Below are 25,537 nucleotides of genomic sequence, written 5' to 3'. Positions count from 1 at the left end.
ACTCCGCCGGTCGCGGTGCCGCGCCCCGGCTGGGGCGGGGGGGGGGGGGGGGGGGCGGGGCGGGGGGGGGGGGGGGGGGGGGGGCGGGGGGGGGGGGGGGGGGGGGGGGTGGGGGGGGGGGGGGGGGGGGGGGGGGCGCCCCCCCCCCCCCCCCCGCGACCGGCACCCGTCTCGCGAGGGGGAACGCGGCCGGGAACGAAGCAGGGCCGATGCGATTCGCATCGGCCCTGCTTCAGTTCGTCGTCGGCGCGACGACGTGGGATCCGGTTACGGCTTGCCGCGCATGACGGCCTGCTTGACCTCTGCGATCGCCTTCGTCACCTCGATGCCGCGCGGGCACGCCTCGGTGCAGTTGAAGGTCGTGCGGCAGCGCCACACGCCCTCCTTGTCGTTGAGGATGTCGAGACGCGTCTGGGCGTTGTCGTCGCGCGAGTCGAAGATGAAGCGGTGCGCGTTGACGATCGCGGCCGGGCCGAAGTACTGGCCGTCGGTCCAGAAGACGGGGCACGACGAGGTGCACGCCGCGCAGAGGATGCACTTCGTGGTGTCGTCGAAGATCGCACGGTTCGCGACCGACTGCACGCGCTCCTTGCCGGGCTCGGGGGTCGAGTTCGCGACGAGGAACGGCTGCACCTCGCGGTAGCTCGCGAAGAACGGCTCCATGTCGACGATGAGGTCCTTCTCGAGGGGAAGGCCCTTGATCGCCTCGACGTAGATCGGCTTCGAGATGTCGAGATCCTTGATGAGGGTCTTGCACGCGAGCCGGTTGCGGCCGTTGATGCGCATCGCGTCGGAGCCGCAGATGCCGTGGGCGCACGAACGGCGGAACGTCAGCGAGCCGTCCTGCTCCCACTTGATCTTGTGCAGCGCGTCGAGCACGCGGTCGGTCGCGTACATCTCGACGTCGAAGTCCTGCCAGCGCGGCTCGGTGTCGACGTCGGGGTCGAAGCGACGGATCAGGAAGGTGACGGTGAACGACTGGATGGGCGCCTCAGCGGCGGGCGCCTGCTCGAGCGTGGCGGAGGACACGATCAGTACTTCCTTTCCATCGGCTGGTAGCGCGTGACGGTGACCGGCTTCCAGTCGAGTCGGATGTGGTCGGCCGCGTCGGCCGAGTGCGCGTCACCCGAGAGGTACGCCATGGTGTGCTGCATGTAGTTCTCGTCGTCGCGATTCGGGAAGTCGTCGCGCATGTGTCCGCCGCGGCTCTCCTTGCGGTTGCGGGCGGAGAAGACGACGACCTCGGCGAGGTCGAGCAGGAACCCGAGCTCGACGGCCTCGAGCAGGTCGGTGTTGAACCGCTTGCCCTTGTCCTGCACGGCGATGTTCTTGTACCGCTCGCGGAGGCCGGCGATGACGTTCGTGACGTGGGCGAGCGACTCGTCGGTGCGGAACACCTGCGCGCCCTTGTCCATCTCGTCCTGCAGCTCCTTGCGGATCGCGGCGATGCGCTCGGTGCCGTTCGAGTCGCGCAGCTGCGTCAGCAGCTCGCGGATGCCGCGTGCCGGGTCTTCGGGCAGCGGGGTGAAGTCGACGCCGGAGTTGACGTACTCGACCGCGTTGCGGCCGGCGCGCTTGCCGAAGACGTTGATGTCGAGCAGCGAGTTGGTGCCGAGACGGTTCGAGCCGTGCACGGAGACGCAGGCGCACTCGCCGGCGGCGTAGAGGCCGGGCACGACGGTCGTGTTGTCGCGGAGGACCTCGGCCGACACGTTCGTCGGGATGCCGCCCATCGCGTAGTGCGCGGTCGGCATGACGGGCACGGGCTCGTACACGGGGTCGACGCCGAGGTAGGTGCGGGCGAACTCGGTGATGTCGGGGAGCTTCGTCTCGAGCACCTCGGCGCCCAGGTGGGTGCAGTCGAGGAGGACGTAGTCCTTGTGGGGGCCGGCGCCGCGGCCCTCGGCGACCTCCTGGACCATGCAGCGCGCGACGATGTCGCGGGGCGCGAGGTCCTTGATGGTCGGGGCGTAGCGCTCCATGAACCGCTCGCCCGAGGCGTTGCGGAGGATCGCGCCCTCACCGCGGGCGCCCTCGGTGAGGAGGATCCCGAGACCGGCGAGACCGGTCGGGTGGAACTGGAAGAACTCCATGTCCTCGAGGGGGAGGCCCTTGCGCCAGATGATGCCGACGCCGTCGCCCGTGAGGGTGTGCGCGTTCGACGTCGTCTTGTAGATCTTGCCGAAGCCGCCGGTCGCGAAGATCACGGCCTTGGCCTGGAACACGTGCAGCTCACCCGTCGCGAGGTCGTACGCGACGACGCCCGAGGGCTGCTGGACCCCGTCGACCTCGGTCATGACGAGGTCGAGCACGTAGTACTCGTTGAAGAAGTTGATGCCGAGCTTGACGCAGTTCTGGAACAGCGTCTGCAGGATCATGTGGCCGGTGCGGTCTGCTGCGTAGCAGGCGCGGCGCACGGGCGCCTTGCCGTGGTCGCGGGTGTGGCCGCCGAAGCGACGCTGGTCGATCTTGCCCTCGGGGGTGCGGTTGAACGGCAGCCCCATGTTCTCGAGGTCGATGACCGCGTCGATCGCCTCCTTCGCGAGGATCTCGGCCGCGTCCTGGTCGACGAGGTAGTCGCCGCCCTTGACGGTGTCGAAGGTGTGCCACTCCCACGAGTCCTCTTCGACGTTCGCGAGCGCCGCGGCCATGCCGCCCTGCGCCGCGCCCGTGTGCGAGCGGGTGGGGTAGAGCTTCGAGATGACGGCCGTCTTCGCCCCGGGCCCGGCCTCGATGGCCGCGCGCATGCCGGCGCCGCCGGCGCCCACGATGACGATGTCGAACTGGTGGTAGTGGACGCCGTCGACGATCTTGGTCTCGGCGTCGGAGGTCTGGGTGTTCACGAATCTCCTATGCGGCGCAGAACGAGGGGAGCAGGTCGGCCGGTGCGCCCGCGGGGCACGGCTCGAAGGTGAAGACGACGAGGGTGCCGAGGATGATCAGCACGGCCGCGGCGGCGAAGAGGGCGCCCTTGAGGAGCTTCTGCACCGTGCCGGGGTTCGTGTAGTCGTTCACGAGGGTGCGCATGCCGTTGGCGCCGTGGATGAGCGCGAGCCAGAGCATCAGGACGTCCCACCACTGCCAGAAGGGGTCGGCCCACTTGCCGCCCACGAAGCCGAAGTCGATGGCCTGGATGCCGTCGCCGACCATCAGGTTCATGAAGAGGTGCCCGAAGATGAGCACGAGGAGCACCACGCCCGAGGCGCGCATGTAGATCCAGCCCCACTTCTCCAGGTTGGAGCCGCGGCGGCGGGGGGCACCGGGGAATTCGATCGCAGACATGTCGGTGACCCCTAGTGGCTGAAGACGTTGATCAGGTGGCGCGGCGTGAACGCGAGCATCGTGACGAGCCAGAGCGCGATGACGACCCAGAAGAGCACCTTCTGGTGGCGCGTGGCCCAGGCCCAGAAGTCGACGAGGATGATGCGCAGCCCGTTGAACGCGTGGAACACGATCGCGCCGACGAGGGCGACCTCGCCGAGGCCCATGATCGGCGTCTGATAGGCGCCGATGACCGCGTTGTACGCTTCGGGGCTCACCCGCACGAGTGCCGTGTCGAGGATGTGCACAAGAAGGAAGAAGAAAATGGCGACACCCGTGATGCGGTGCAGCACCCATGACCACATACCCTCGTGGCCGCGATAGAGCGTGCCGCCCGGCTTCTGCTTCGCCGGCTTCTCGGGTGTGGTCAGGGTTCCTGCCGAGGTCTCTGGCATGAACAACCCTCCCTGGCTGTGTGATTCTGGCCCGGACATGCGGGCGCACGGGCACGACGGCCCGATCCGAGTCTAGACCCGGCCCGCACGACGTGCAGGTGAGGCGAACCTTATCCAGTGGACGCCGCGGCGAAGCGGAGGTGCTCGCAGCCCCTCGCGGCTATCCTGAGCGGATGGACTCCGCAGCCCTCGACGGCTTCTACAGCATCATCCCCGCCGGTGGCGTCGGGTCGCGTCTCTGGCCGCTCTCGCGGGCCGACGCGCCGAAGTTCCTGCACGACCTCACCGGGTCCGGGCAGACGCTCCTCAAGGACACGTGGGACCGCCTCGCCCCGCTCTCGGGCGAGCAGCGCATCATGGTCGTCACCGGTCGTGCCCACCGTGCCGCGGTCGAAGAGCAGCTCCCCGACCTCGCGGACGCCAACATCGTGCTCGAGTCCGAGCCGCGCGACTCGACGGCCGCGATCGGTCTCGCCGCCGCCATCCTCGAACGGCGCGAACCGGGCGTCGTCATCGGCTCCTTCGCGGCCGACCACGTGATCTCGGGCGACGCGCTCTTCGAGCACGCGGTCACCGAGGCGGTCGCCGCGGCGCGCGCCGGCTACATCGCCACGATCGGCATCACGCCGACCGAGCCCGCCGTCGGCTTCGGCTACATCGAGTGCGGCGACCCCCTCGACATCCCCGGCGCCGAGCACACCGAGCAGGTCTCGAGCTTCGTCGAGAAGCCCGATCTCGCGACCGCGAAGCGCTACCTCGCGGGCGGCAGGCACCTCTGGAACGCCGGCATGTTCATCGCACGGGCCGACCAGCTCCTCGCGGAGATCGAGCGGAACAAGCCCGAACTGCACGCGGGCCTCATCGAGCTCGCCGAGGCATGGGACGACCCCGCGACGCGAGGCCCCGCGGTCGACCGCATCTGGCCCCGCCTCGAGAAGATCGCGATCGACTACTCGGTCGCCGAGCCCGCCGCGGCCGCCGGGCGGCTCGCGGTCATCCGCGGGCACTTCCAGTGGGACGACGTGGGCGACTTCGCCTCGCTCGCGAAGCTCAACACCGCGGGTCGCTCGGGTGAGCTCGCGATCCTCGGCGAGGGCGCCCGCGTGCTCGCCGACGCGTCGAGCGGCATCGTCGTGAGCCGCTCGAAGCGGGTCATCAGCCTGATCGGCGTTCACGATATCGTCGTCGTCGACACGCCCGATGCGCTGCTCGTCACCACGAGCGAGCACGCGCAGCGGGTGAAGGCGGTCGTCGACGCCCTCCGGCTCGGCGGTTCGAGCGACGTGCTCTAGCACGAGAAGGCAGGTTCTGGATGTCCCGGGCAACGCGCAGTCTCCTCGTCGCAGCGGTGGCCGCGGCATCCCTCGTGCTCGTCTCGTGCGCGCCGGTGCCCGAGGGCGGCGGCTCCGACGCCGCCGGCGAGGGCTGCGTGCGCATGGTGACGAACTCCGGCGGTCTGGAGGACCGCTCGTTCAACCAGTCGACGTGGGAGGGCCTGCAGCAGGCGGAGGACGAGTACGGCATCGAGGCCGAGGCGCTCGTCTCGACCGGCGAGACCGATCTCGCCCCGAACGTCGCGCAGGCCGTCGGCTCGGGCTGCGGACTCGTCGTCACGGTCGGCTGGGAGCTCGCCGAGGCGACGCTCGAGGAGGCGGGGTCGAACCCCGACGTCGCGTTCGCGATCGTCGACGAGACCGTCGAGGCCGAGAACGTGAAGCCCGTCGTCTTCGACACCGCGCAGGCCTCGTTCCTCGCGGGCTACCTCGCTGCGGGCGTGTCGAAGACCGGGGTCGTCGCGACCTTCGGCGGCGGCAACCAGCCGCCCGTCACGCTCTTCATGGACGGTTTCGTCGACGGCGTCGCGAAGTACAACGAGGCGCACGGCACCCAGGTGCGGGCGCTCGGCTGGGACAAGGCCGCGCAGGACGGCTCGTTCACGGGCGACTTCGAGGACGTCAACAAGGGCAAGGTCATGACCGAGGGCTTCATCGACCAGGGCGCCGACGTGATCCTGCCGGTCGCCGGACAGGTGGGCGAAGGTGCGGCGGCGGCCGCGGTCGAGCGCGGCGTCTCGATCATCTGGGTCGACAGCGACGGCGTCGAGACGCTGCCGAGCGAGTTCCACCCGGTCGTCCTCACGAGCGTGCTGAAGCGCACGCAGGATGCAATGGTCGAGATCGTCGGCGACGTCGAGGCGGGGGAGTTCACGAACGAACACTTCGTCGGCACCCTCGAGAACGGCGGCGTCGAGATCGCGCCGTACCACGAGCTGGCCGGGCTCGTCACGCCCGAGCTCGACGCCGAGATCGAGGCGCTGCGTCAGGCGATCATCGCGGGCGAGCTCGTGATCGAGTCGCCGAGCGCCCCCTGATCGGAGGGCGCTGCGCCGATGGGCTGATCGTCGCCGGAATCGTCCCCGTTCGGGGGATGCCGCGCGCTGCTCATATGAGCAGAAGATTGCGTCTAGATAACCATTGACGCCGATCGCGATCGGGCCGATGGCGCTCTGCGCAACATTGGGTAACGTTTCTGCACGAGCCTCGCGACGGTCGGGGCGCAGTCTTTGGAGGACACTGTGAAGGTCACGACCAAGAAGGCCGCTCTCGGCGGCCTCGCGATGTTCGGAGCAGCCGCGCTGCTCGCCGGGTGTGCATCGGCTCCCGAGGAGTCGACCGAGTCGGGCGGCGAGACGCTCGACTACCTGCCCTGCATGGTCTCCGACGAGGGCGGCTTCGACGACAAGTCGTTCAACCAGCTCGGCTTCGAAGGCCTCGTGAAGGCCGCCGACGAGCTCGGCGTCGAGTACACCGAGGTCGAGTCGGCCGCTGAGACCGACTACGCCTCGAACCTGCAGGGCCTCGTCGACCAGGGCTGCAACACGATCGTCACCGTCGGCTTCCTGCTCGCGCCGGCCGCCCTCGAGTCGGCCACCGCGAACCCCGACCTCGAGTACATCTCGATCGACGACACCGTCGACACCGACTTCGACGGCACCACCGACGCCGAGAACATCAAGCCGATCATCTTCGACACCGCCCAGGCGGCGTACCTCGCGGGCTACCTCGCCGCGGGCATCAGCAAGACGGGCGTCGTCGGCACCTACGGCGGCCTCAACATCCCGACCGTCTCGATCTTCATGGACGGCTTCGCCCAGGGCGTCGACCACTACAACGAGGAGAACGGCACCGCCGTCAAGGTCCTCGGCTGGGACCGCGCCACGCAGGACGGCTCGTTCACCGGCGGCTTCGCCCCCGATGACAAGGCCAAGCAGGCCGCGCAGGGCCTCATCGACCAGAACGTCGACGTGCTCCTGCCCGTCGGCGGCCCGATCTACCAGCCGGGTGCCGCGGCGATCCGCGACTCGGGCCGTGAGATCGCCCTGATCGGCGTCGACGCCGACGTGTTCGAGACCGACCCGACGGTCGGCGACCTCCTCCTCACCTCGATCCGCAAGGGCATCGACGTCGGCGTCTACGACGCGATCATCGAGGCGGGCAACGGCGAGTTCGACCCGACCCCGTTCGTCGGCACGCTCGAGAACGAGGGCGTCGGCCTGGCGCCGTTCCACGACTGGGAGAGCAAGGTCCCGGCCGAGCTCGCCGAGAAGGTGACCGCACTCCAGGAGGCGATCATCGCCGGCGACATCACGGTCGAGTCCTACCTCGCCAAGTAACTCGCACCATCACGAAGTCGGGGAGGTCGGCATGCGCCGGCCTCCCCGGTTTCGTTTCCGGGTGAGCAGCTCCACGAGCAGACTCGCCAGCATCTGAGCAGCACGCTCGGATGCCAATCAACATTCGCGCATCACCACCAACGGATGCGGCTCAATCACTAGGATCGGGGACATGAAGCTCGAACTTCGCGGCATCACGAAGCGATTCGGCAGCTTGGTCGCCAACGACCACATCAACCTCACCGTCGAGGCTGGAGAGATCCATTGCCTCCTCGGCGAGAACGGTGCAGGCAAGTCGACGCTCATGAACGTGCTCTACGGCCTGTACCAGGCCGATGAGGGCGAGATCCTCCTCGACGACGCGGTCCAGCATTTCGCGGGCCCCGGCGACGCGATGAAGGCCGGCATCGGCATGGTGCACCAGCACTTCATGCTCATCCCGGTGTTCACGGTCGCCGAGAACGTCATGCTCGGCCACGAGTCGACCAAGGCGGCCGGGTTCCTCGACCTGCAGTCGGCCCGCGCGAAGGTGCGCGAGATCTCCGATCGCTTCGGGTTCGACGTCGACCCCGACGCCCTCGTCGACGACCTGCCGGTCGGCGTGCAGCAGCGCGTCGAGATCATCAAGGCGCTCTCCCGCGACGCGAAGGTGCTCGTCTTCGACGAGCCGACCGCCGTGCTCACGCCTCAAGAGACCGACGAGCTCATGGCGATCATGCGTCAGCTCCGCGACTCGGGCACCGCGATCGTCTTCATCACCCACAAGCTCCGCGAGGTGCGCGAGGTCGCCGACCGCATCACCGTCGTCCGGCTCGGCAAGGTCGTCGGCGAAGCCTCGCCGACCGCCTCGAACGTCGAGCTCGCCTCCCTCATGGTCGGCCGCGCCGTCGAGCTCACCGTCCAGAAGGACGCGCCGAAGCTCGGTGAGCCGGCCCTCGTCGTCGAGGGCCTCTCGGTCATCGACCACATCGGTCAGCTCGTCGTCAACGACGTCAGCTTCGAGGTCCGCCGCGGCGAGATCCTCGCCGTCGCGGGCGTGCAGGGCAACGGCCAGACCGAGCTCACCGAGGCGCTCGTCGGCCTCCAGCCGCGCGTCCAGGGCACGATCTCGCTCGACGGCGAGGTGATCACCGGTGCGAGCGTCCGCAAGATCCTCGACGCCGGGGTCGGCTTCGTCCCCGAGGACCGCAATGAGGACGGCCTCGTCGGCGAGTTCTCGATCTCCGAGAACCTCATGCTCGACCGTTCGAACGGCGCCCCGTTCGTCAAGGCCGGCAACGTGCAGCGCGGTGTGCTCGAGCAGTTCGCGACCGAGAAGGTCGCCGAGTTCGACGTGCGCACCCCCGGCATCGACACGAAGGTCGGCCGGCTCTCGGGCGGCAACCAGCAGAAGGTCGTGCTCGCCCGCGAACTCAGCCGGGAGCTCCGCCTGCTCGTCGCGGCGCAGCCCACCCGCGGCGTCGACGTCGGCTCGATCGAGTTCATCCACAAGCGCATCGTGGCCGCGCGCGACGAGGGCGTCCCCGTCGTCGTCGTGTCGACCGAGCTCGACGAGGTGACCGCCCTCGCCGATCGCATCATGGTCATGTACCGGGGCCGCATCGTCGGCATCGTGCCCGGCGACACCCCCCGCGACGTCCTCGGCCTGATGATGGCCGGCGAGGTCCCCGCAGAAGGAGCCGCCGCATGAGCGACCCCCAGCAGCCCACCGGCCCCGAGCCCGAGGCGCAGCCGGCCGAGCAGGCCGCGGCCGGGCAGACGCCCGCCGTGACGACGCAGCAGGCCGAGAAGCCCGCGCCCGAGAAGCCGGCACCCGACGACGTCGAGCCGCCCTCGCGGTGGTCGGTCGCGTTCCGCGAGATCGTGTCGGGCAACGCCATCATCTCGGTGCTCGCCGTCGTGCTCGCCCTCATCGTGGGCGCGGTCATGATCGCCCTCACCGACGAGCGCGTCCAAGAGGCGGCGGTCTACTTCTTCGCGCGCCCCGGCGACACCTTCGTCGCGATCTGGGAGTCGGTGTCCGGTGCCTACGTCGCGTTCTTCCAGGGGTCGATCTACAACTTCCGCCGTCCCGACTTCATCTCGGGGATCCGTCCGCTGACCGAGACCCTCACCTTCGCGACGCCGCTCATCGCGGCGGGTCTCGGTGTGGGCCTCGCGTTCCGCGTCGGCATGTTCAACATCGGTGGTCGCGGCCAGATGCTCATCGCGGCCTCGGCCGCCGGCTGGGTGGGCTTCGCACTCGATCTGCCCTGGGGCATCCACATGATCGTGGCCGTGATCGCGGGCATGGTGGGTGCAGCGCTCTGGGCCGGCATCGCGGGCCTCCTGAAGGCGCGCACCGGCGCCCACGAGGTGATCGTGACGATCATGCTCAACTACGTCGCCCTCTACCTCGTGCAGTGGATGCTGCGTACGCCGGGCCTTCTGCAGGCCCCCGGCTCGAACAACCCGAAGACCCCGGCCATGAAGGACACGGCGATCCTGCCCGAGCTCCTCGGCCCGCAGTTCAACCTGCACTTCGGCTTCATACTGTCGATCGCCGCGACCGTGCTCGTCTGGTGGATCCTCAACCGCTCGAGCCTCGGCTTCAAGTTCCGCGCCGTCGGTGAGAACCCGAACGCCGCCCGCGTCGCGGGCATCAACGTGAAGGGCATGTACGTCTACGCGATGCTCATCTCGGGCGCGCTCGTCGGGCTCGCGGGGGTCAGCCAGGTGCTCGGTACCGTGACGACCGGCTTCTCGAGCGGCATCGACGCCGGCATCGGCTTCGATGCGATCACCGTGGCCCTTCTCGGCCGCTCGACGCCGTGGGGCATCTTCGCCGCCGGCATCCTGTTCGGCGCCTTCAAGGCGGGCGGCTTCTCGATGCAGGCCGCCGAGGGCGTGCCGATCGACATCGTGCTCGTCGTGCAGTCGCTCATCGTGCTGTTCATCGCGGCACCGCCGCTCGTGCGGGCGATCTTCCGCCTGCCGACCCCAGGTTCGGCGCCGAAGCGACCGCGCCCCATCGTGACGAAGGAGGTCGAGGCCAAGTGAGCACCGTGACCACAAACCCCGCCGCACCCGTGACCGCCGCGCTCGACAAGACGGTCGTCGTCAGCTGGAAGGCGCCGATCGCGTTCGCGATCTTCACCGTGCTCGCCGCCGTGCTCTTCGCCGCCGCCGGAAGCCACGGCGAGGCGACGTTCCGGCTCTCGCAGGGCAACGACCTCCTCCAGCTGCCCGACGTCACGCTCTCGAGCGAGGTCACCTCGTGGGTCTGCGTCGTGCTCATGGCGGCGATCACCGTCGTCTCCGCCCTCCTCGTGCGGGCGAAGCGCAAGGTCGGCATCTGGCTCGTCGTGCTGTTCGCCGTGATCTTCCTCATCGGGTTCCTCACCTGGGCGGCCGCGGGCTCGCGCACTCCGGTCATCCCGCTGCCCGGGCTCCTCGCGAGCGCGCTGAGCCTCTCGGTGCCGCTCATCTTCGGTTCGCTCTGCGGCGTCATCTCCGAGCGCGTCGGCGTCGTCAACATCGCGATCGAGGGTCAGCTCCTCGCGGGCGCCTTCACCTCCGCGGTCGTCGCCTCCGTTGTCGGCAACGCCATCATGGGCCCGGCGCTCGGCATGATCGCGGCCGCGATCTCGGGCATGCTCGTCGCGTTCGTGCTCGCGGCGTTCTCGATCAAGTACTTCGTCGATCAGGTCATCGTCGGCGTCGTGCTGAACGTGCTCGTCCTCGGCCTCACGAGCTTCATGTTCTCGCAGGTGCTCGCGCCGAACGCGGCCGTGCTCAACTCGCCGCCGCGCCTCGAGCGCCTGCCGATCCCGATCCTCAGCGAGATCCCGCTGATCGGCCCGATGCTGTTCCGCCAGACGATCCTCGTGTACATCATGTACATCGCCGTCGCGGTCGTCTACGTCGGCCTGTTCCACACCCGCTGGGGCCTCCGCCTCCGCTCGGTGGGCGAGCACCCGCAGGCCGCCGACACGGTCGGCATCAACGTCACGGGCACCCGCTTCTGGAACGTCTCGCTCGCCGGCGCGATCGCCGGACTCGGCGGCGCGTTCTTCACCATCGGCTCGGGCATCGCCTTCAGCAAGGAGATGACCGCCGGTGCGGGCTTCATCGCCCTCGCCGCCGTGATCTTCGGCCAGTGGGACCCGATCAAGGCCACCCTCGCGGCGCTGCTGTTCGGCTTCGCGACGAGCCTGCAGGTGACGCTGTCGATCATCGGTTCGCCCGTGCCGAGCGAGTTCATGCTGATGCTGCCGTACCTCATCACGATCCTCGCGGTGGCCGGGTTCGTCGGCAAGGTGCGCGGCCCGGCCGCGGCGGGCAAGCCCTACATCAAGTCCTGACCGGATGCCTCGGGGCCCGGCCCCGAGGCATCCATCACCTCATCTGCAACGGGGGAGCAACATGACCGCGACGGATGCGATCGACTGGCAGGGTCTGCGCGAGCGCGCCCGCGAAGCGATGGCGAAGGCGTACGTGCCGTACTCCGAGTTCCCGGTGGGCGCGGCGGCGATCGTCGACGACGGGCGCGTCGTGAGCGGCTGCAACGTCGAGAACGCCTCGTACGGGGTGACCCTCTGCGCCGAGTGCTCGCTCGTGTCGGCGCTCATCATGTCGGGCGGCGGCAAGCTCGTCGCCTTCACCTGCGTCGACGGGCACGGCGCGACGCTCATGCCGTGCGGCCGTTGCCGCCAGCTGCTCTACGAGCACTCGGCCGAGGGCATGGTGCTCGACACCGTGTCGGGCCTCAAGACCATCGACGAGGTGCTGCCCGACGCGTTCGGCCCGCGCCAGCTCGCAGAATTCCGAGGAGAAGCATGACCACCGCCATCGAGCCCTTCGACGCCGTCGACCTCATCCGAGGCAAGCGCGACCGCCGCGAGCTGACCTCGCCCGAGATCGCCTGGCTCGTCGACGCATACACCCGCGGCTACGTCGCCGACGAGCAGATGTCGGCCATGACGATGGCGATCTTCCTCAACGGGATGACCCGCCGCGAGATCCGCGACCTGACGATGGCGATGATCGCCTCGGGCGAGCGCATGGACTTCTCGGGCCTCGGGAAGCCCACGAGCGACAAGCACTCCACCGGCGGCGTGGGCGACAAGATCACCCTGCCCCTCATGCCGCTCGTCGCCGCCTTCGGCGTCGCGGTGCCGCAGCTCTCGGGCCGCGGCCTCGGCCACACGGGTGGCACGCTCGACAAGCTCGAGTCGATCCCGGGTTGGCGGGCCGACCTCACCAACGACGAGATGTTCGCGCAGCTGCGCGACGTCGGCGGCGTGATCTGCGCGGCCGGCGCGGGCCTCGCACCCGCCGACAAGAAGCTCTACGCGCTGCGCGACATCACCGGCACCGTCGAGGCGATCCCGCTCATCGCCTCGTCGATCATGTCGAAGAAGATCGCCGAGGGCACCAGCGCGCTCGTGCTCGACGTCAAGTTCGGCTCCGGCGCGTTCCTCCAGGACATCGAACGTTCGCGCGAGCTCGCCCGCACCATGGTCGAACTCGGCGAGGACGCCGGTGTCGCGACGAGCGCCCTCATCACGAACATGAACGTGCCGCTCGGCCTCACCATCGGCAACGCCAACGAGGTGCGCGAATCGGTCGAGGTGCTCGCAGGCGGCGGCCCCGCAGATGTGCGCGAACTCACGATCGAGCTCGCCCGCGAGATGCTCGCCCTCGCCGGGCAACCCGACGCCGACGTGGAGGCCGCGCTCGACGACGGCCGCGCGATGGACGTGTGGCGGCGATTCGTCGTCGCCCAGGGCGGCGACCCCGACGCGGCGATGCCCGTCGCGCGCGAACAGCACGTCGTGACCGCCGACCGCGACGGGGTGCTCGTCGAGCAGCAGGCCCTGCCCTTCGGCATCGGCGCCTGGCGCCTCGGCGCGGGCCGCGCCCGCAAGCAGGACCCGGTGCACCACGCCGCGGGCATCGACCTGCACGCGAAGCCCGGCGACGTCGTACGGGCGGGGCAGCCGCTGTTCACCCTGCACGCCGACGAACCCGCTCGGTTCGAGCGTGCGCTCGAGGCCGTCGAGGGTGCGTGGCGCATCGGCGACGAGGGCGACGAGATCCTCGACGGCGGTCCGCTGATCGCCGACCGCATCGGGCGCTGACCCGCGCGGCGCACCGTGCGGGAGAGCGTGCGACCGCTCGCTCCCGAGGCTGCCGCCGAAGAAGCGGCTCGGCGGCGCACGGTGCGGCGACGGCGCGCGCTCGTGCCGTGGTTCGTCGGGCTGCCGTATCTCGTGCACCCGGTCGGCTGGCTCGGGTTCCTGGCGAACGTCGACAACTGGGGCGGTCTGAGCTGGCTGCTCGGGATGTGGGGCTCGTGTCTCGTGCTGCTGCCGCTCGCGGTGATCGGTGCGATCTGGGCCGTTCGCCTCGGCGAGCGGGCGAGCATGCGGTGGGGCATCGTCTCCGCGGTGATCTGCCTGCCCGGCTTCCTGATCGGTCTGACCCTGCTGCCGAGCTTCCTCGCGAGCGTCTTCGGGTCGACCGCTTCGCTCTTCGCTGCCGCGTGAATCGGGCTGCCTCGGCGGTCCTCTGCAGCGAGGCATCCCTTCACGCTTGGAAATTGCCGAGACTTCGCGGCGGTCTCGCCGCTATCGTTGTCACGTGAACACGATTCCGACGGAGTACCGGCTCGAGGGCGACGGCACGAACATTCAGGCCCTGCCCAAGATCTCGCTGCACGACCACCTCGACGGGGGGCTGCGTCCGCAGACCCTCATCGAACTCGCCGATGAGCTCGGTCTCGAGGTTCCGGCGGCCGACGCCGACGGCCTCGCCGCCTGGTTCACCGAGCAGTCGAACTCCGGTTCGCTGGTCGAGTACCTGAAGACCTTCGACCTCACGACGGCGGTCATGCAGACCCGCGCGGGCCTCTCGCGCATCGCCCGAGAGTTCGTGCACGACCTCGCGGCCGACGGCGTCATCTACGGCGAGATCCGGTGGGCGCCCGAGCAGCACCTCACGCGCGGGCTCACGCTCGACGAGGCGGTCGAGGCCGTGCAGGAGGGCCTCGAACAGGGCGCCGACGAGGTGCGCAGCCAGGGCGGCGGCATCCGCACCGGCCAGCTGATCACCGCGATGCGTCACGCCGACCGCGGCCTCGAGATCGCCGAACTCGCGGTGCGCCACCGCGACCGCGGCGTCGTCGGCTTCGACATCGCGGGCGCAGAGGCCGGGTTCCCGGCGAGCCGGCACCGCACCGCGTTCGACTACCTCGCGAGCCAGTTCATGCCCGTCACGGTGCACGCGGGCGAGGCCGACGGTCTCGAGTCGATCCGCAGCGCCCTCTTCGACGGCCGTGCCCTGCGTCTCGGCCACGGCGTGCGCATCGCCGAAGACCTCCTCATCGAGCGCCAGGACGACGAGAACACCTACGTCTCGCTCGGTCCGGTCGCGCAGTGGGTGCGCGACCGCGAGATCGCCCTCGAGACGAGCCCGTCGTCGAACCTGCAGACCGGCGCGATCGCCGCGTGGGGCGACGAGCTCATCGACCACCCCTTCGACCTGCTCTACCAGCTCGGCTTCCGGGTGACGGTGAACACCGACAACCGCCTGCAGTCGGGCACGAGCCTCACCCGCGAGCTGGCGCTGCTGAGCGACGCCTTCGGCTACGACCTCGACGACCTCGAGACGTTCCAGCTCAACGCGGCGGCGGCGGCCTTCCTGCCGCTCGACGACCGCGACGAGCTCGCCGAGCTCATCCAAGACGGCTTCGACGAAGCCTGACGACACCTCGACGTCGCAGACGGGCGGCGGATGCCACGGGCCTCCGCCGCCCGCCGTGACGCTCCCGAACGGATCCGACATGAACCTGCCCCCGCTGCCCGACGAGGCCGTCGTGATCGGTGCGCGTGCCGACGACTGGCGAAGCGCCGTGCGCGAGGCGGGGCGTGCGCTGGCGCGCTCGGGTGCGACGCGCGACGAGTACGCCGACCGCATGATCGCCGTCATCGAGGAGTTCGGCGCCTACATCGTGATCGCCCCGGGTCTCGCGCTCGCACACGCCCGCCCGGGCGGCGATGTGCGCCGTGAGGGGCTCGCCGTCGTGACGCTCGCCGAGCCGGTCGCCTTCGGGCACCCGCACAACGACCCGGTGCGGGTCGTCGTCGGGCTCGCCGTCTCGAACGCGGAGGAGCACGTGGCCTCCGTCGCGAACCTCGCGAACGTGTTCAACGATCCCGACGCGATCGACCGGATCGCCGGCGCGGCCGATGCGGCCGAGGTGCGCGGCATCTTCGGCATCGACGGAGGCAGCGAATGAAGATCGTCGCGGTGTGCGGCGCCGGCATCGGCACCTCCGCCATCCTCAAGGTCAACGCCGAGCGCGCCCTCGAACGGCTCGACCTCTCGGCCGACGTCGACGCGAGCGATCTCGCCGGCATCGCGGTCGCCGCGGCCGACGCACAGGTCATCCTGACCTCGAGCGAACTCGCCGAGGCGGTGCGCGACGCGATCGGCACGAGCTTCGCCGAGGTCGTCGAGGTGACGAACTACTTCGACGTCGACGAGATCTCGCAGCTCCTCGAGCGCTCGCTCGGCTGACGCGCCGGCACTGCGCTACCGCGGTACTGAACCCCGTTTCGACGACTGAACCCCGATCCGTGCGTCCTCAGACGCGGAATCGGGGTTCAGTGCGTTGCGCGTGGCGCGCGCCCGGGCGCAGCCCTACGCGACGAGTTCGCGCATGCCCGCCTCGAGCGCGGCGATCGTCGCCGCTGCTGCGGCGCGACGCTCGGCGACCGTGCCCTGCTCGGACACGGCGTCGAGGTAGACCTTGAGCTTCGGCTCGGTGCCGCTCGGGCGGACCATCACCCGAGCGCCGCCGTCGAGCACGATGCGCAGCACGTCGGACGGGGGCAGCTCGCCGAAGCCTGCTGCGAGGTCCTCGATGCGCTCGACGCGGATGCCGCCGACCGAGGCCGGGGGTGCGGCGCGCAGGCGCGCCATGACCTGGGCGATGCGGGAGAGGTCGGTGACGCGGATTGAGATCTGGCCGGAGGCGTGGCATCCGAATCGCTCGACGAAGTCGTCGAGGTGATCGGCGACCGTCTTGCCCTCGGCCTTGAGCGAGGCCGCGAGCGAGAGGAAGGCGGCGGCGGCCGAGATGCCGTCCTTGTCGCGCACGACCTCGGGGTTCACGAGGTAGCCGAGCGCCTCCTCGAAACCGAACACGAGGCCGGGCGCGCGCGAGATCCACTTGAAACCGGTCAGGGTGGCTTCGAAGTCGAAGCCGTACGCGCGGGCGACCGCCTCGAGGCCGGGGGAGGAGACGATCGAGCACGCGAGCGAACCGCTCGGCCCTCGGTCGCCCGTCGCGGCGTCGACGGCACGCCGTGCGGCGAGCCAGCCGAGCGTGAGGCCGACCTCGTTGCCCGTGAGCCGGCGATAGCCCTCGCCGCCCGGTGCCGAGGCGTCGGGGATCGCGATCGCGAGTCGGTCGGCGTCGGGGTCGTTCGCGACGATGAGCTCGGCATCGACCTCGCGTGCGCGGGCGAAGGAGAGGTCCATCGCACCGGGCTCCTCGGGGTTCGGGAACGCGACCGTCGGGAAGGCGGCATCGGGCGCGATCTGCGCCTCGACGAGCGACGGCGCGTCGAAGCCGGCCGTCTCGAGCACGCGCGCCGCGGTCTCCCAGCCGACGCCGTGCATCGCCGTGTAGACGACCCGCGGCTGCGCGGCGGGGGTGCCGGGGGCGGCGCTCGCGGCCGTCTGCCGCACGTACTCGTCGACGACCTCCTCGGTCGCGATCAGGGCCTCGCCGCGCGGCAGCTCGCCCACGGTCGACGACGACGCGACGCGCAGGATGTGCTCGGCGATCTCGGCGTCGGCGGGCGCGACGATCTGCGAACCGTGATGCTCGCCGCCGAGGTAGACCTTGTAGCCGTTGTCGTTCGGCGGGTTGTGGGAGGCCGTCACCATGACGCCCGCCGAGGTGCCGAAGTGGCGCACGGCGAACGCGAGCACGGGCGTCGGCAGCAGCCGCGGCAGCAGGATCGCGCGGACGCCGGCGCCCGCCATGAGCTCGGCCGAGTCGCGCGCGAACACCGCGGAGTTCTTGCGGCCGTCGTAGCCGATCACGACCGAGGGGGTCGTGCCGGGAGCCGCGTGCTCGAGGAGGTACGCGGCGAGACCCGCGGCCGCCTGCGAGACGAGCACCCGGTTCATCCGGTTCGGGCCCGCTGCGATCTCGCCGCGGAGGCCGGCGGTGCCGAACGCGAGGCGCGCGTCGAAACGGTCGGCGAGGTCGTCGGCCGCCGCCGTGTCGCCGCCGCGCACCGACTCGACGATCGCGGCGAGCTCCTCGCGGGTCTCGGGGTCGGGGTCCTGGGCGATCCAGGCCTCGGCTCGGGCGACGCGCTCGGCGTCACGGGCATCGAGTTCATGCGACATCCGTCGGTCCTTCCTTCAGCGGGGTGCGCTGGGCTTCAGCGGCGCGCTCAGAGCGCGGCGACGATCTTCGCGAGCAGCGCGCTGATGACGGGCTCGGCCGCCTGACCGGCCTCGATCACCTCGGCGTGGCTCAGCGGCGTCTCCTGGATGCCGGCGGCGAGGTTCGTGATGAGTGACATGCCGAGCACCTCCATGCCGGCCTGGCGCGCGGCGATCGCCTCGAGCGCGGTCGACATGCCGACGATGTGGCCGCCCATGGCCTTCGCCATCTGCACCTCGGCCGGGGTCTCGTAGTGCGGACCGCGGAACTGGCAGTACACGCCCTCGTCGAGTTCGGGGTCGATCGTGTGCGCGAGGTCGCGCAGCCGCTGCGAGTAGAGGTCGGTGAGGTCGATGAAGGTCGCGCCCTCGAGCGGCGAGTCGGCCGTGAGGTTGAGGTGGTCGCTGATGAGCACGGGGGTCCCCGGCTTCCAGTGCGGCTTGATGCCGCCGGCGCCGTTGGTGAGGATCATCGTGGTCGCGCCCGTCGCGGCGGCGGTGCGCACCGAGTGCACGACTCGGCGCACGCCGTGGTTCTCGTAGTAGTGGGTGCGCGCGCCGATCACGAGCGCGCGCTTGCCGCTCGGCAGCAGCACCGAGCGCAGCGTGCCGACGTGGCCCTCGAGCGCGGGCTTCGAGAACCCCGGCACCTCGGTCGCGGGAATCGTGTGCGTCGTCTCGCCGATGAGCTCGGCCGCGCGGCCCCAGCCGCTGCCGAGCGTCAGCGCGATGTCGTGACGGGGGACGCCGGTGAGTTCGGCGATCTTCTCTGCGGCCTGCGCGGCCACTTCGAACGGGTCGGCGGTGGGGTCGTCAAGCGGGTTCGCATCGTGCATCCCCCCACTCTAGAACGGGTGGGATGCTTCGGCACGGTGCTGCTCATGTGCTGGCCGTACCCGCGACACTGACAGAATATGAGCATGTCCTACGAGTTCGAGCGCACGCAACGGATCGCCGTCCTCGGGGGTGGTCCGGGCGGGTACGAAGCCGCCCTCGCCGCCGCCCAGCTCGGGGCCGAGGTCACGCTCGTCGAGCGCGCCGGCGTCGGCGGCTCGGCGGTGCTCACCGACGTGGTCCCCTCGAAGTCGCTCATCGCCACCGCGGAAGCCTCGAACGCCGTGAAGGAGGCCGCCGACCTCGGCGTGCAGTTCTACGCGAAGGGCGCGGCCGACAAGGCCGTGAAGCCGCAGGTCGCGATCAACCTCGCCGCCGTCAACAAGCGTCTCCTCGGGCTCGCCGCACAGCAGTCCGACGACATGCGCTCGAACCTCCTCGAGGCCGGCGTGCACCTCGTCCACGGCGAGGGCCGGCTCGACGGGCCGAACGCCGTCATCGTCTCGACCGCGAAGGGCGGCACCGACTTCGACCGCATCGAGGCCGACACGCTCGTGCTCTCGGTCGGCGCGACGCCGCGCGTGCTGCCGACCGCGGTGCCCGACGGCGAACGCATCCTCACGTGGACCCAGCTCTACTCGCTGCAGCAGGTGCCCGAGCACCTCATCGTCGTCGGCTCGGGCGTCACGGGCGCCGAGTTCGCCTCGGCGTACCGGGCGCTCGGCGCAAAGGTCACCCTCATCTCGAGCCGCGATCAGGTGCTCCCGGGCGAAGACGCGGACGCGGCATCCGTCATCGAGAAGGTCTTCAAGCGCAACGGCGTGAAGGTCCTCAACAAGTCGCGCGCCGAATCGGTCGTGCGCGACGGCGACTCCGTCGTCGCGACGCTGAGCGACGGTCGCGAGGTGCGCGGCACGCATTGCCTCATGGCGGTCGGTTCGGTGCCGAACACCCGTGAGATCGGGCTCGAGCAGGCGGGCGTGCAGCTCGCCGAGTCGGGCCACATCCGGGTGAACCGGGTGGCGCGCACGTCGATCCCGAACATCTACGCCGCGGGCGACTGCACGACGTTCATGCCGCTCGCCTCGGTCGCCTCGATGCAGGGCCGCACGGCCGTGCTCCACGCGATGGGCGACATCGTGAACCCGCCCGAGAACCGCAACATCACCTCGAACATCTTCACGCAGCCCGAGATCGCCACGGTCGGCTGGACGGAGAAGGAGATCGAGGAGGGCGTCGTGCCCGGCGTCGTCTACAAGCTGCCGCTCGCGTCGAACCCGCGCGCGAAGATGATGGGCATCCGCGAGGGCTTCGTGAAGCTCTTCGCCTCGAGCGGTTCGGGCTCGATCATCGGCGGCGTGATCGTCGCACCGAAGGCCTCCGAGCTGATCTTCCCGCTCGCCCTCGCGGTCGAGCACCGGCTGACGGTCGACCAGTTCGCCGAGGCGTTCCCCGTGTACCCGTCGCTCAGCGGATCGCTGACCGATGCGGCGAGGGCGATGCACGTCGTGCGCTGAGCCGTCGGTGCGCGTCGCGCCGACTCCACGACGAGCACGGTGCGGTGCACGTCGACATCGAGTGCAGGAATCAGGAACGGGATCACGCGATATCGCGTGATCCCGTTCCGTCTTCAGACGGTCACGACGCCCACCACCGCAACCTCCTGAATTCCGATGTGCCCCAGCGGGGCGGGGCGGTGTCAGTGATGCGGGTCGATCGCGGGGATCGAGCCGGTCGGGACGACGGTGATCTCGGTGCCGTCCTTGTCGATGAGCTTGCCGCCGACGTAGTAGTCGCCTTCCTCGAGGGCGTCGAGCGCCTCCTCGGGAACGGTGCGGCCCGCCCCGGCGATGAACGCGTTGCGGTCGCCCCGCGAGTTCGAGCGGCGGACCACGTGGTTGAACAGTACGTTCAGCAGCACCGCCATGATCGTCGCCGAGCTGATGCCCGAGTGGAAGATGATCTGGAACCAGGTCGGGAAGGCGTGGTAGAAGTCGGGCAGCACGACCGGCAGCATGCCGAAGGCGAGCGAGATCGCCACGATGATCAGGTTCAGGTTGTTCTTGTAGTCGACCTTGGCGAGGGTCGCGATGCCGCTCGCCGCGACCGTGCCGAAGAGGGCGACGCCCACGCCGCCGAGCACCGGGGTCGGGATCGCCGCGACGATGCGGCCGAGCACCGGCAGCACACCGAGGAGGACGAGCACGATGCCGCCGGCGGCGACGACCCAACGGCTCTTCACCTTGGTGATCGCCACGAGCCCCACGTTCTGCGCGAAGGCGCTCTGGGTGAACGAGTTGAACACGGGCGAGACCGCGCTCGAGAGCATGTCGGCGCGCAGGCCCGCGGCGATGCGCTTCGAGTCGACCTTGGTGCCGACGACCTCGCCGACGGCGAGGATGTCCGCGGTGGTCTCGGTGAACGTCACGAGCACGACGATGAGCATCGAGATGATCGCGGCCGGCTCGAAGGTCGGCAGGCCGAACTGGAACGGCATCGGCACGGCGAAGATCGGCCCCTCGACCGCCTCGGCGAAGTCGACCTTGCCGAAGAACGCGGCGACGATCGTCGCGAGCACGAGCGAGATGAGGATCGCGAGCCGGGCGATCGCCGGCGTGCCGAACTTCGTGAGCAGCACCATGAACAGCAGCGCGATGCCCGCGAGGCCGATGTTGGCGGGGTCGCCGAAGTCCTCGGCGCCGGCCCCGCCCATCGCCCAGGTGCCGGCGACGGGGATCAGCGTGAGGCCGATGGAGGTGATCACGACGCCGGTCACGACCGGCGGGAAGAACCGCACGATCATCGCGAAGAACGGCGCGATGATCACGCCGATGACGGCCGAGGCGATGATCGCGCCGAACACCGCGGGGAGCCCGCCGCCGCCCGAGAGGATCGCGAGCATCGTCGCGACGCCCGCGAAGGAGACGCCCTGCACGAGCGGCAGCTGCGAGCCGAAGAACGGGATGCCGATGGTCTGCAGCAGGGTCGCGAGGCCGCCGATGAAGAGGGCGCTCGCGATGAGCACGCCGATCTCGAGCTGGCTGAGGCCTGCGGCCTGGCCGATCACGAGCGGCGGTGCGATGATGCCGCCGTACATGGTCAGAACGTGCTGGAAGCCGTAGGCGAAGCTCGGGCCGATGCCGAGCCGTTCGTCCTCCGGGCGGGTGGTGGTCTGCGCCGTCGTGGCGGGGTGCTTGCGTCCCATGGGTTCCTCTGTGTCGGTTGCTGTTGATGCGGTGGACCGCATGTGTCTTGACCGGGGCCGTGGGTGGGGACACGAGCCGAGGTTGCACGTTGCGCCGACGAGAGAGCCGGCGCCCTTGCCGAGGAAGATGATTCCGACTAGCGGAAATATCATTCCGACGAGTGAGAAGAGTGAATCAGTTAGATGTCGCGCTGTCAAGGTTCCCGTACGCTGTGTCCAGCAGGTGCCGCGGGGGCGGTGCCGAGGTCTGGGGGTCGACGATGAACCTGCGAGTGAAGTCCGTCGAGGCGTCGATCGCCGATTCGCACGACGAGGAGCGCAGTCTCAAACGCTCGCTCGGCACCTGGGACCTGGCGCTCATGGGCATCGCGGTCGCGGTCGGCGCCGGCATCTTCTCGGTCGGGGCGCAGGCCGCCGCGAACTTCGCGGGGCCGAGCGTCATCGTCTCCTTCGTGCTCGCGGCCGTCACGTGCGGGCTCGCGATCATGTGCTACGCCGAGTTCGCCTCGACCGTGCCGGTCGCGGGCAGCGCGTACACCTTCACCTACGCGACGATGGGGGAGCTCCTCGCCTGGATCATCGGCTGGGACCTCATCCTCGAGCTGTTCACCGCGGCCGCGGTGCTCGCGAAGTACTGGGGCGTCTACCTCAGTGAGGCGCTGCTCGCGTTCGGCCTGCCGTTCCCCGCGACGTTCGAGATCGGCGGGCTCACGGTGAGCTGGCCGGCCTTCCTCGTCGTCGCGGTGTTCACGGCGCTCCTCGTCGCCGGCACGAAGCTCACCGCGCGCGTCGGCGCGGTGTTCACGATCATCAAGGTCGCGATCGTCGTGTTCGTCATCGTCGTCGGCTTCTTCTTCGTGCAGGCGTCGAACTTCACCCCGTTCATCCCCGAGGCGGTGCCGACCGAGGGCGGCGCGACCGACGTGTGGACGCAGTCGCTCTTCTCCTGGGCGACGGGGGCGGCTCCGGCGCAGTACGGCGTCTTCGGCATGCTCGCGGCGGCGGCACTCGTGTTCTTCGCCTTCATCGGCTTCGACGTCGTCGCCACGAGCGCCGAGGAGGTGCGCAACCCGCAGCGGACCCTGCCGCGCGGCATCTTCATCGGCCTCGCCATCGTGACGCTGCTCTACGTGCTGGTCTCGATCGTGATGACGGGCATGGTGTCGTACCAGGAGCTCGCCGAAGAGGAGACGCCCTCGCTCGCGACCGCGTTCCGCCTCGTCGGGCAGGACTGGGCGTCGGCGGTCATCTCGCTCGGCGCGCTCGCGGGCCTCACGACGGTGATCATGATCATCCTGCTGGGCCTCTCCCGCATCGTGTTCGCGCTGAGCCGCGACGGGCTGCTGCCGCGTTGGCTGTCGAAGACGACCGAGCACACGAAGACCCCTGCGCGCGTGCAGATCATCGCGGGCACCCTGGTGGCGTTCGTGGCCGCGTTCACCGACGTGGGGCTGCTGGAGGAGATGATCAACATCGGCACGCTCTCGGCGTTCGTGCTCGTGTCGATCGGCATCGTCGTGCTGCGGCGCACCCGCCCCGACCTGCCGCGCGGCTTCAAGGTGCCGTGGTCGCCCGTGCTGCCGATCCTCTCGGCGGCGCTCTGCCTCTGGTTGATGTTCAACCTGACGACGCTGACGTGGGTGCGGTTCCTCGTGTGGCTCGTGATCGGCATCCTCATCTACCTGCTCTACGGCCGCCGGCACTCGCGCATGGCGGGCAGCGTGAGCGAGGTCGAACTGCCGACGGCCCAGGGCTCCACTGAGCCCTGAGCCGTCGAGGTCAGGAGGCGCCGCTCAGGCGGCGCAGCGCGGGTCAGGCGTCGGCGATCGAGAGCAGCAGGTGCCCGCTCGAGACGGTCGCGCCGGCCTCGGCGTTGACGGAGCCGATGACGCCGTCCTTGTGGGCGACGATGGGCTGCTCCATCTTCATGGCCTCGAGCACGAGCACGAGGTCGCCCTTGACGACCTTGTCGCCCTCGGCGACGGCGACCTTCACGACCGTCGCCTGCATGGGCGCCTTCACGGCGTCGCCGGTGCCGGTGTCGACGGCGTGCGAGGCGCTGCGGCGTCGCGGTGCGGGGCCGGCGGTGCGCGAGCCGGTGGATGCTCCGCCCGCGAGCCGCTTCGGCAGGCTGACCTCGATGCGGCGACCCGCGACCTCGACGACGACGTTCGCGCGGGCGGCGGGGCCGGCGGTCGCCTCGAGCTCGCCCGACCACGGCTCGAGCGGGTTGTCGTACTCGGTCTCGATCCAGCGGGTGTAGATCGAGAACGGCTCGTCGCCCGACGGGGCGAACGCCGGGTTGTTCACGATGTCGCGGTGGAACGGCAGCACGGTCGGGAGCCCTGCGACCTCGAACTCGTCGAGGGCGCGGCGGGCGCGGGAGAGCGCCTCGGCGCGGTCCTTGCCGGTCACGATGAGCTTCGCGAGCAGCGAGTCGAACGCGCCCGAGATCTCGTCGCCGCTCGTCACGCCCGAGTCGACGCGGATGCCGGGGCCGCCGGGGAAGCGGAGCTGGTGGATGGGGCCCGGGGCCGGGAGGAAGCCGCGACCGGGGTCTTCGCCGTTGATGCGGAACTCGATGGAGTGCCCGGTCGTCTCGGGGTCGTCGTAGTCGAGGACGCCGCCCTCGGCGAGACGGAACTGCTCGCGCACGAGGTCGAGGCCGGTGACCTCTTCCGAGACGGGGTGCTCGACCTGGAGGCGGGTGTTCACCTCGAGGAAGGAGACGGTGCCGTCCTGGCCGATGAGGAACTCGCAGGTGCCGGCGCCGACGTAGCCGACCTCCTTGAGGATGGCCTTCGACGAGGCGTACAGTGCCTCGATCTGGGCCTCCGAGAGGAACGGCGCAGGCGCCTCCTCGACGAGCTTCTGGTGGCGGCGCTGCAGCGAGCAGTCGCGCGTCGAGACGACGACGACGTTGCCGTGCTCGTCGGCGAGGCACTGGGTCTCGACGTGGCGGGGCTTGTCGAGGTACTTCTCGACGAAGCACTCGCCGCGGCCGAAGGCGGCGACCGCCTCGCGGGTGGCGGACTCGAAGAGCTCGGGCACCTCTTCGCGGGTGCGGGCGACCTTGAGGCCGCGGCCGCCGCCGCCGAAGGCGGCCTTGATCGCCACGGGCAGGCCGTGGACGTCGACGAATTCGAGGACCTCCGAGGCATCCGCGACGGGGTTGAGCGTGCCCGGTGCGAGCGGGGCGCCGACCTTCTCGGCGACGTGCCGCGCGGAGACCTTGTCGCCGAGGCGTTCGATCGCCTCGGGGGAGGGGCCGATCCAGATGAGGCCGGCGGCGATGACGGCGCGGGCGAAGTCGGGGTTCTCGGCGAGGAAGCCGTAGCCGGGGTGCACGGCGTCGGCGCCGGAGCGGCGGGCGACCGAGAGGATCTTGTCGATGACGAGGTAGGTCTCGGCGCTCGTCGAGCCGTCGAGGGCGTACGCCTCGTCGGCGAGCTTCACGTGGCGGGCGTCGCGGTCCTGGTCGGCGTAGACCGCGACCGAGCCGATGCCGGCGTCGCGGGCGGCGCGGATCACGCGGACGGCGATCTCTCCACGGTTGGCGATGAGGACCTTGGTGATACGCGGCATAGTTCCCAAGCCTATTGGGATGCGCCCCCACCGCTTTGGGTGACCTCCACAAAATGAATGGATGTCTCTTGCGGC

The 25,537-nt window shown here is 70.0% G+C and carries 22 protein-coding genes; 14 read left to right on the top strand and 8 right to left on the bottom strand.

Features of this window, described 5'->3' with window-relative positions; genetic code table 11:
• Window positions 1–267: 267 nt before the first annotated feature.
• From ACFVTX_RS14150 to sdhC, 4 genes are read right to left on the bottom strand one after another with little or no spacing between them, the layout of a single operon-like run.
• The gene (locus ACFVTX_RS14150) at window positions 268–1,029 is read right to left on the bottom strand and encodes a succinate dehydrogenase iron-sulfur subunit (protein ID WP_386901130.1); all 762 of its coding nucleotides are present in this window, start codon (window positions 1,027–1,029) and stop codon (window positions 268–270) included.
• Between the two features lie 2 nt (window positions 1,030–1,031).
• Complete coding sequence (gene sdhA / locus ACFVTX_RS14145; RefSeq protein WP_386901128.1) at window positions 1,032–2,843, bottom strand: succinate dehydrogenase flavoprotein subunit; 1,812 nt, start codon at window positions 2,841–2,843, stop codon at window positions 1,032–1,034.
• A 7-nt stretch (window positions 2,844–2,850) separates the two neighbouring features.
• Window positions 2,851–3,282, bottom strand: coding sequence for a succinate dehydrogenase hydrophobic membrane anchor subunit (locus ACFVTX_RS14140; RefSeq protein ID WP_386901126.1), 432 nt, complete (start codon window positions 3,280–3,282; stop codon window positions 2,851–2,853).
• 11 nt (window positions 3,283–3,293) lie between these two features.
• On the bottom strand, window positions 3,294–3,716 hold the full coding sequence (sdhC, locus tag ACFVTX_RS14135; RefSeq protein WP_386901124.1) for a succinate dehydrogenase, cytochrome b556 subunit: 423 nt from the start codon (window positions 3,714–3,716) through the stop codon (window positions 3,294–3,296).
• Window positions 3,717–3,889: 173 nt separating this feature from the next.
• Here sdhC and ACFVTX_RS14130 point away from each other — a divergent pair, with 173 nt between their 5' ends.
• The 12 genes from ACFVTX_RS14130 (at window position 3,890) to ACFVTX_RS14075 (ending at window position 15,951) form a co-directional block, all read left to right on the top strand.
• The gene (locus tag ACFVTX_RS14130; protein WP_386901122.1) at window positions 3,890–5,008 is read left to right on the top strand and encodes a mannose-1-phosphate guanylyltransferase; all 1,119 of its coding nucleotides are present in this window, start codon (window positions 3,890–3,892) and stop codon (window positions 5,006–5,008) included.
• A gap of 20 nt (window positions 5,009–5,028) precedes the next feature.
• The gene (locus ACFVTX_RS14125) at window positions 5,029–6,087 is read left to right on the top strand and encodes a BMP family protein (protein ID WP_386901120.1); all 1,059 of its coding nucleotides are present in this window, start codon (window positions 5,029–5,031) and stop codon (window positions 6,085–6,087) included.
• A 204-nt stretch (window positions 6,088–6,291) separates the two neighbouring features.
• Window positions 6,292–7,389, top strand: a complete 1,098-nt coding sequence (locus ACFVTX_RS14120; RefSeq protein WP_386901119.1) for a BMP family protein — start codon at window positions 6,292–6,294, stop codon at window positions 7,387–7,389.
• Window positions 7,390–7,561: 172 nt separating this feature from the next.
• On the top strand, window positions 7,562–9,079 hold the full coding sequence (locus tag ACFVTX_RS14115) for an ABC transporter ATP-binding protein (protein ID WP_386901117.1): 1,518 nt from the start codon (window positions 7,562–7,564) through the stop codon (window positions 9,077–9,079).
• Entirely contained in the window at window positions 9,076–10,428 is a 1,353-nt protein-coding gene (locus tag ACFVTX_RS14110; RefSeq protein WP_386901115.1) for an ABC transporter permease, read from the top strand. Before ACFVTX_RS14115 ends, ACFVTX_RS14110 begins: the two co-directional genes overlap by 4 nt.
• A gap of 5 nt (window positions 10,429–10,433) precedes the next feature.
• Window positions 10,434–11,732 carry an ABC transporter permease gene (locus ACFVTX_RS14105; protein ID WP_386901166.1) on the top strand — a complete coding sequence of 433 codons (1,299 nt, stop codon included), beginning with the start codon at window positions 10,434–10,436 and terminating at the stop codon, window positions 11,730–11,732.
• A gap of 61 nt (window positions 11,733–11,793) precedes the next feature.
• A complete protein-coding gene (locus ACFVTX_RS14100; RefSeq protein ID WP_386901113.1) occupies window positions 11,794–12,210 on the top strand; it encodes a cytidine deaminase in 417 nt (138 codons plus the stop codon).
• Window positions 12,207–13,511, top strand: coding sequence for a thymidine phosphorylase (locus ACFVTX_RS14095; protein ID WP_386901111.1), 1,305 nt, complete (start codon window positions 12,207–12,209; stop codon window positions 13,509–13,511). Before ACFVTX_RS14100 ends, ACFVTX_RS14095 begins: the two co-directional genes overlap by 4 nt.
• Before the next feature lie 27 nt (window positions 13,512–13,538).
• Complete coding sequence (locus tag ACFVTX_RS14090; protein WP_386901109.1) at window positions 13,539–13,919, top strand: hypothetical protein; 381 nt, start codon at window positions 13,539–13,541, stop codon at window positions 13,917–13,919.
• A 103-nt stretch (window positions 13,920–14,022) separates the two neighbouring features.
• Window positions 14,023–15,135: an adenosine deaminase gene (locus ACFVTX_RS14085; protein ID WP_386901164.1), complete on the top strand. Its 1,113-nt coding sequence runs from the start codon at window positions 14,023–14,025 to the stop codon at window positions 15,133–15,135.
• Between the two features lie 79 nt (window positions 15,136–15,214).
• The gene (locus ACFVTX_RS14080; RefSeq protein ID WP_386901107.1) at window positions 15,215–15,670 is read left to right on the top strand and encodes a PTS sugar transporter subunit IIA; all 456 of its coding nucleotides are present in this window, start codon (window positions 15,215–15,217) and stop codon (window positions 15,668–15,670) included.
• A complete protein-coding gene (locus tag ACFVTX_RS14075; RefSeq protein ID WP_386901106.1) occupies window positions 15,667–15,951 on the top strand; it encodes a PTS sugar transporter subunit IIB in 285 nt (94 codons plus the stop codon). Before ACFVTX_RS14080 ends, ACFVTX_RS14075 begins: the two co-directional genes overlap by 4 nt.
• Before the next feature lie 123 nt (window positions 15,952–16,074).
• On the opposite strand, the gene ACFVTX_RS14070 is transcribed toward ACFVTX_RS14075, so the two are convergent.
• Both ACFVTX_RS14070 and ACFVTX_RS14065 read right to left on the bottom strand, forming a co-directional pair.
• Entirely contained in the window at window positions 16,075–17,799 is a 1,725-nt protein-coding gene (locus tag ACFVTX_RS14070) for a phospho-sugar mutase (RefSeq protein ID WP_386901104.1), read from the bottom strand.
• A gap of 47 nt (window positions 17,800–17,846) precedes the next feature.
• Window positions 17,847–18,674, bottom strand: coding sequence for a purine-nucleoside phosphorylase (locus ACFVTX_RS14065; RefSeq protein ID WP_386901102.1), 828 nt, complete (start codon window positions 18,672–18,674; stop codon window positions 17,847–17,849).
• Between the two features lie 84 nt (window positions 18,675–18,758).
• Here ACFVTX_RS14065 and ACFVTX_RS14060 point away from each other — a divergent pair, with 84 nt between their 5' ends.
• On the top strand, window positions 18,759–20,189 hold the full coding sequence (locus ACFVTX_RS14060; RefSeq protein WP_386901100.1) for an NAD(P)H-quinone dehydrogenase: 1,431 nt from the start codon (window positions 18,759–18,761) through the stop codon (window positions 20,187–20,189).
• Between the two features lie 182 nt (window positions 20,190–20,371).
• Here ACFVTX_RS14060 and ACFVTX_RS14055 read toward each other — a convergent pair whose 3' ends face one another.
• Window positions 20,372–21,877 carry a nucleobase:cation symporter-2 family protein gene (locus tag ACFVTX_RS14055; RefSeq protein ID WP_386901098.1) on the bottom strand — a complete coding sequence of 502 codons (1,506 nt, stop codon included), beginning with the start codon at window positions 21,875–21,877 and terminating at the stop codon, window positions 20,372–20,374.
• Between the two features lie 260 nt (window positions 21,878–22,137).
• Between ACFVTX_RS14055 and ACFVTX_RS14050 the strand changes: the two genes are divergently transcribed.
• Entirely contained in the window at window positions 22,138–23,646 is a 1,509-nt protein-coding gene (locus ACFVTX_RS14050; RefSeq protein WP_386901096.1) for an APC family permease, read from the top strand.
• A 43-nt stretch (window positions 23,647–23,689) separates the two neighbouring features.
• Here ACFVTX_RS14050 and ACFVTX_RS14045 read toward each other — a convergent pair whose 3' ends face one another.
• The gene (locus ACFVTX_RS14045; RefSeq protein WP_386901094.1) at window positions 23,690–25,462 is read right to left on the bottom strand and encodes an acetyl/propionyl/methylcrotonyl-CoA carboxylase subunit alpha; all 1,773 of its coding nucleotides are present in this window, start codon (window positions 25,460–25,462) and stop codon (window positions 23,690–23,692) included.
• Window positions 25,463–25,537 lie beyond the last annotated feature (75 nt).

The organism is Agromyces sp. NPDC058136 (assembly GCF_042884375.1).
Classification (GTDB): Bacteria; Actinomycetota; Actinomycetes; order Actinomycetales; family Microbacteriaceae; genus Agromyces.
The sequence above is the reverse complement of the archived record's forward strand: the minus strand, read 5'-3'. Positions and strand labels throughout refer to the sequence as shown.

What these genes read in the sequence shown, in the direction of transcription:
- ACFVTX_RS14140 (WP_386901126.1), bottom strand. Translation starts at nt 3,282, where the DNA reads ATGTCTGCGATCGAATTCCCCGGTGCCCCCCGCCGCCGCGGCTCCAAC.
- sdhC (WP_386901124.1), bottom strand. Translation starts at nt 3,716, where the DNA reads ATGCCAGAGACCTCGGCAGGAACCCTGACCACACCCGAGAAGCCGGCG.
- ACFVTX_RS14130 (WP_386901122.1), top strand. Translation starts at nt 3,890, where the DNA reads ATGGACTCCGCAGCCCTCGACGGCTTCTACAGCATCATCCCCGCCGGT.
- ACFVTX_RS14125 (WP_386901120.1), top strand. Translation starts at nt 5,029, where the DNA reads ATGTCCCGGGCAACGCGCAGTCTCCTCGTCGCAGCGGTGGCCGCGGCA.
- ACFVTX_RS14115 (WP_386901117.1), top strand. Translation starts at nt 7,562, where the DNA reads ATGAAGCTCGAACTTCGCGGCATCACGAAGCGATTCGGCAGCTTGGTC.
- ACFVTX_RS14110 (WP_386901115.1), top strand. Translation starts at nt 9,076, where the DNA reads ATGAGCGACCCCCAGCAGCCCACCGGCCCCGAGCCCGAGGCGCAGCCG.
- ACFVTX_RS14100 (WP_386901113.1), top strand. Translation starts at nt 11,794, where the DNA reads ATGACCGCGACGGATGCGATCGACTGGCAGGGTCTGCGCGAGCGCGCC.
- ACFVTX_RS14095 (WP_386901111.1), top strand. Translation starts at nt 12,207, where the DNA reads ATGACCACCGCCATCGAGCCCTTCGACGCCGTCGACCTCATCCGAGGC.
- ACFVTX_RS14080 (WP_386901107.1), top strand. Translation starts at nt 15,215, where the DNA reads ATGAACCTGCCCCCGCTGCCCGACGAGGCCGTCGTGATCGGTGCGCGT.
- ACFVTX_RS14075 (WP_386901106.1), top strand. Translation starts at nt 15,667, where the DNA reads ATGAAGATCGTCGCGGTGTGCGGCGCCGGCATCGGCACCTCCGCCATC.
- ACFVTX_RS14070 (WP_386901104.1), bottom strand. Translation starts at nt 17,799, where the DNA reads ATGTCGCATGAACTCGATGCCCGTGACGCCGAGCGCGTCGCCCGAGCC.
- ACFVTX_RS14065 (WP_386901102.1), bottom strand. Translation starts at nt 18,674, where the DNA reads ATGCACGATGCGAACCCGCTTGACGACCCCACCGCCGACCCGTTCGAA.
- ACFVTX_RS14060 (WP_386901100.1), top strand. Translation starts at nt 18,759, where the DNA reads ATGTCCTACGAGTTCGAGCGCACGCAACGGATCGCCGTCCTCGGGGGT.
- ACFVTX_RS14055 (WP_386901098.1), bottom strand. Translation starts at nt 21,877, where the DNA reads ATGGGACGCAAGCACCCCGCCACGACGGCGCAGACCACCACCCGCCCG.
- ACFVTX_RS14050 (WP_386901096.1), top strand. Translation starts at nt 22,138, where the DNA reads ATGAACCTGCGAGTGAAGTCCGTCGAGGCGTCGATCGCCGATTCGCAC.
- ACFVTX_RS14045 (WP_386901094.1), bottom strand. Translation starts at nt 25,462, where the DNA reads ATGCCGCGTATCACCAAGGTCCTCATCGCCAACCGTGGAGAGATCGCC.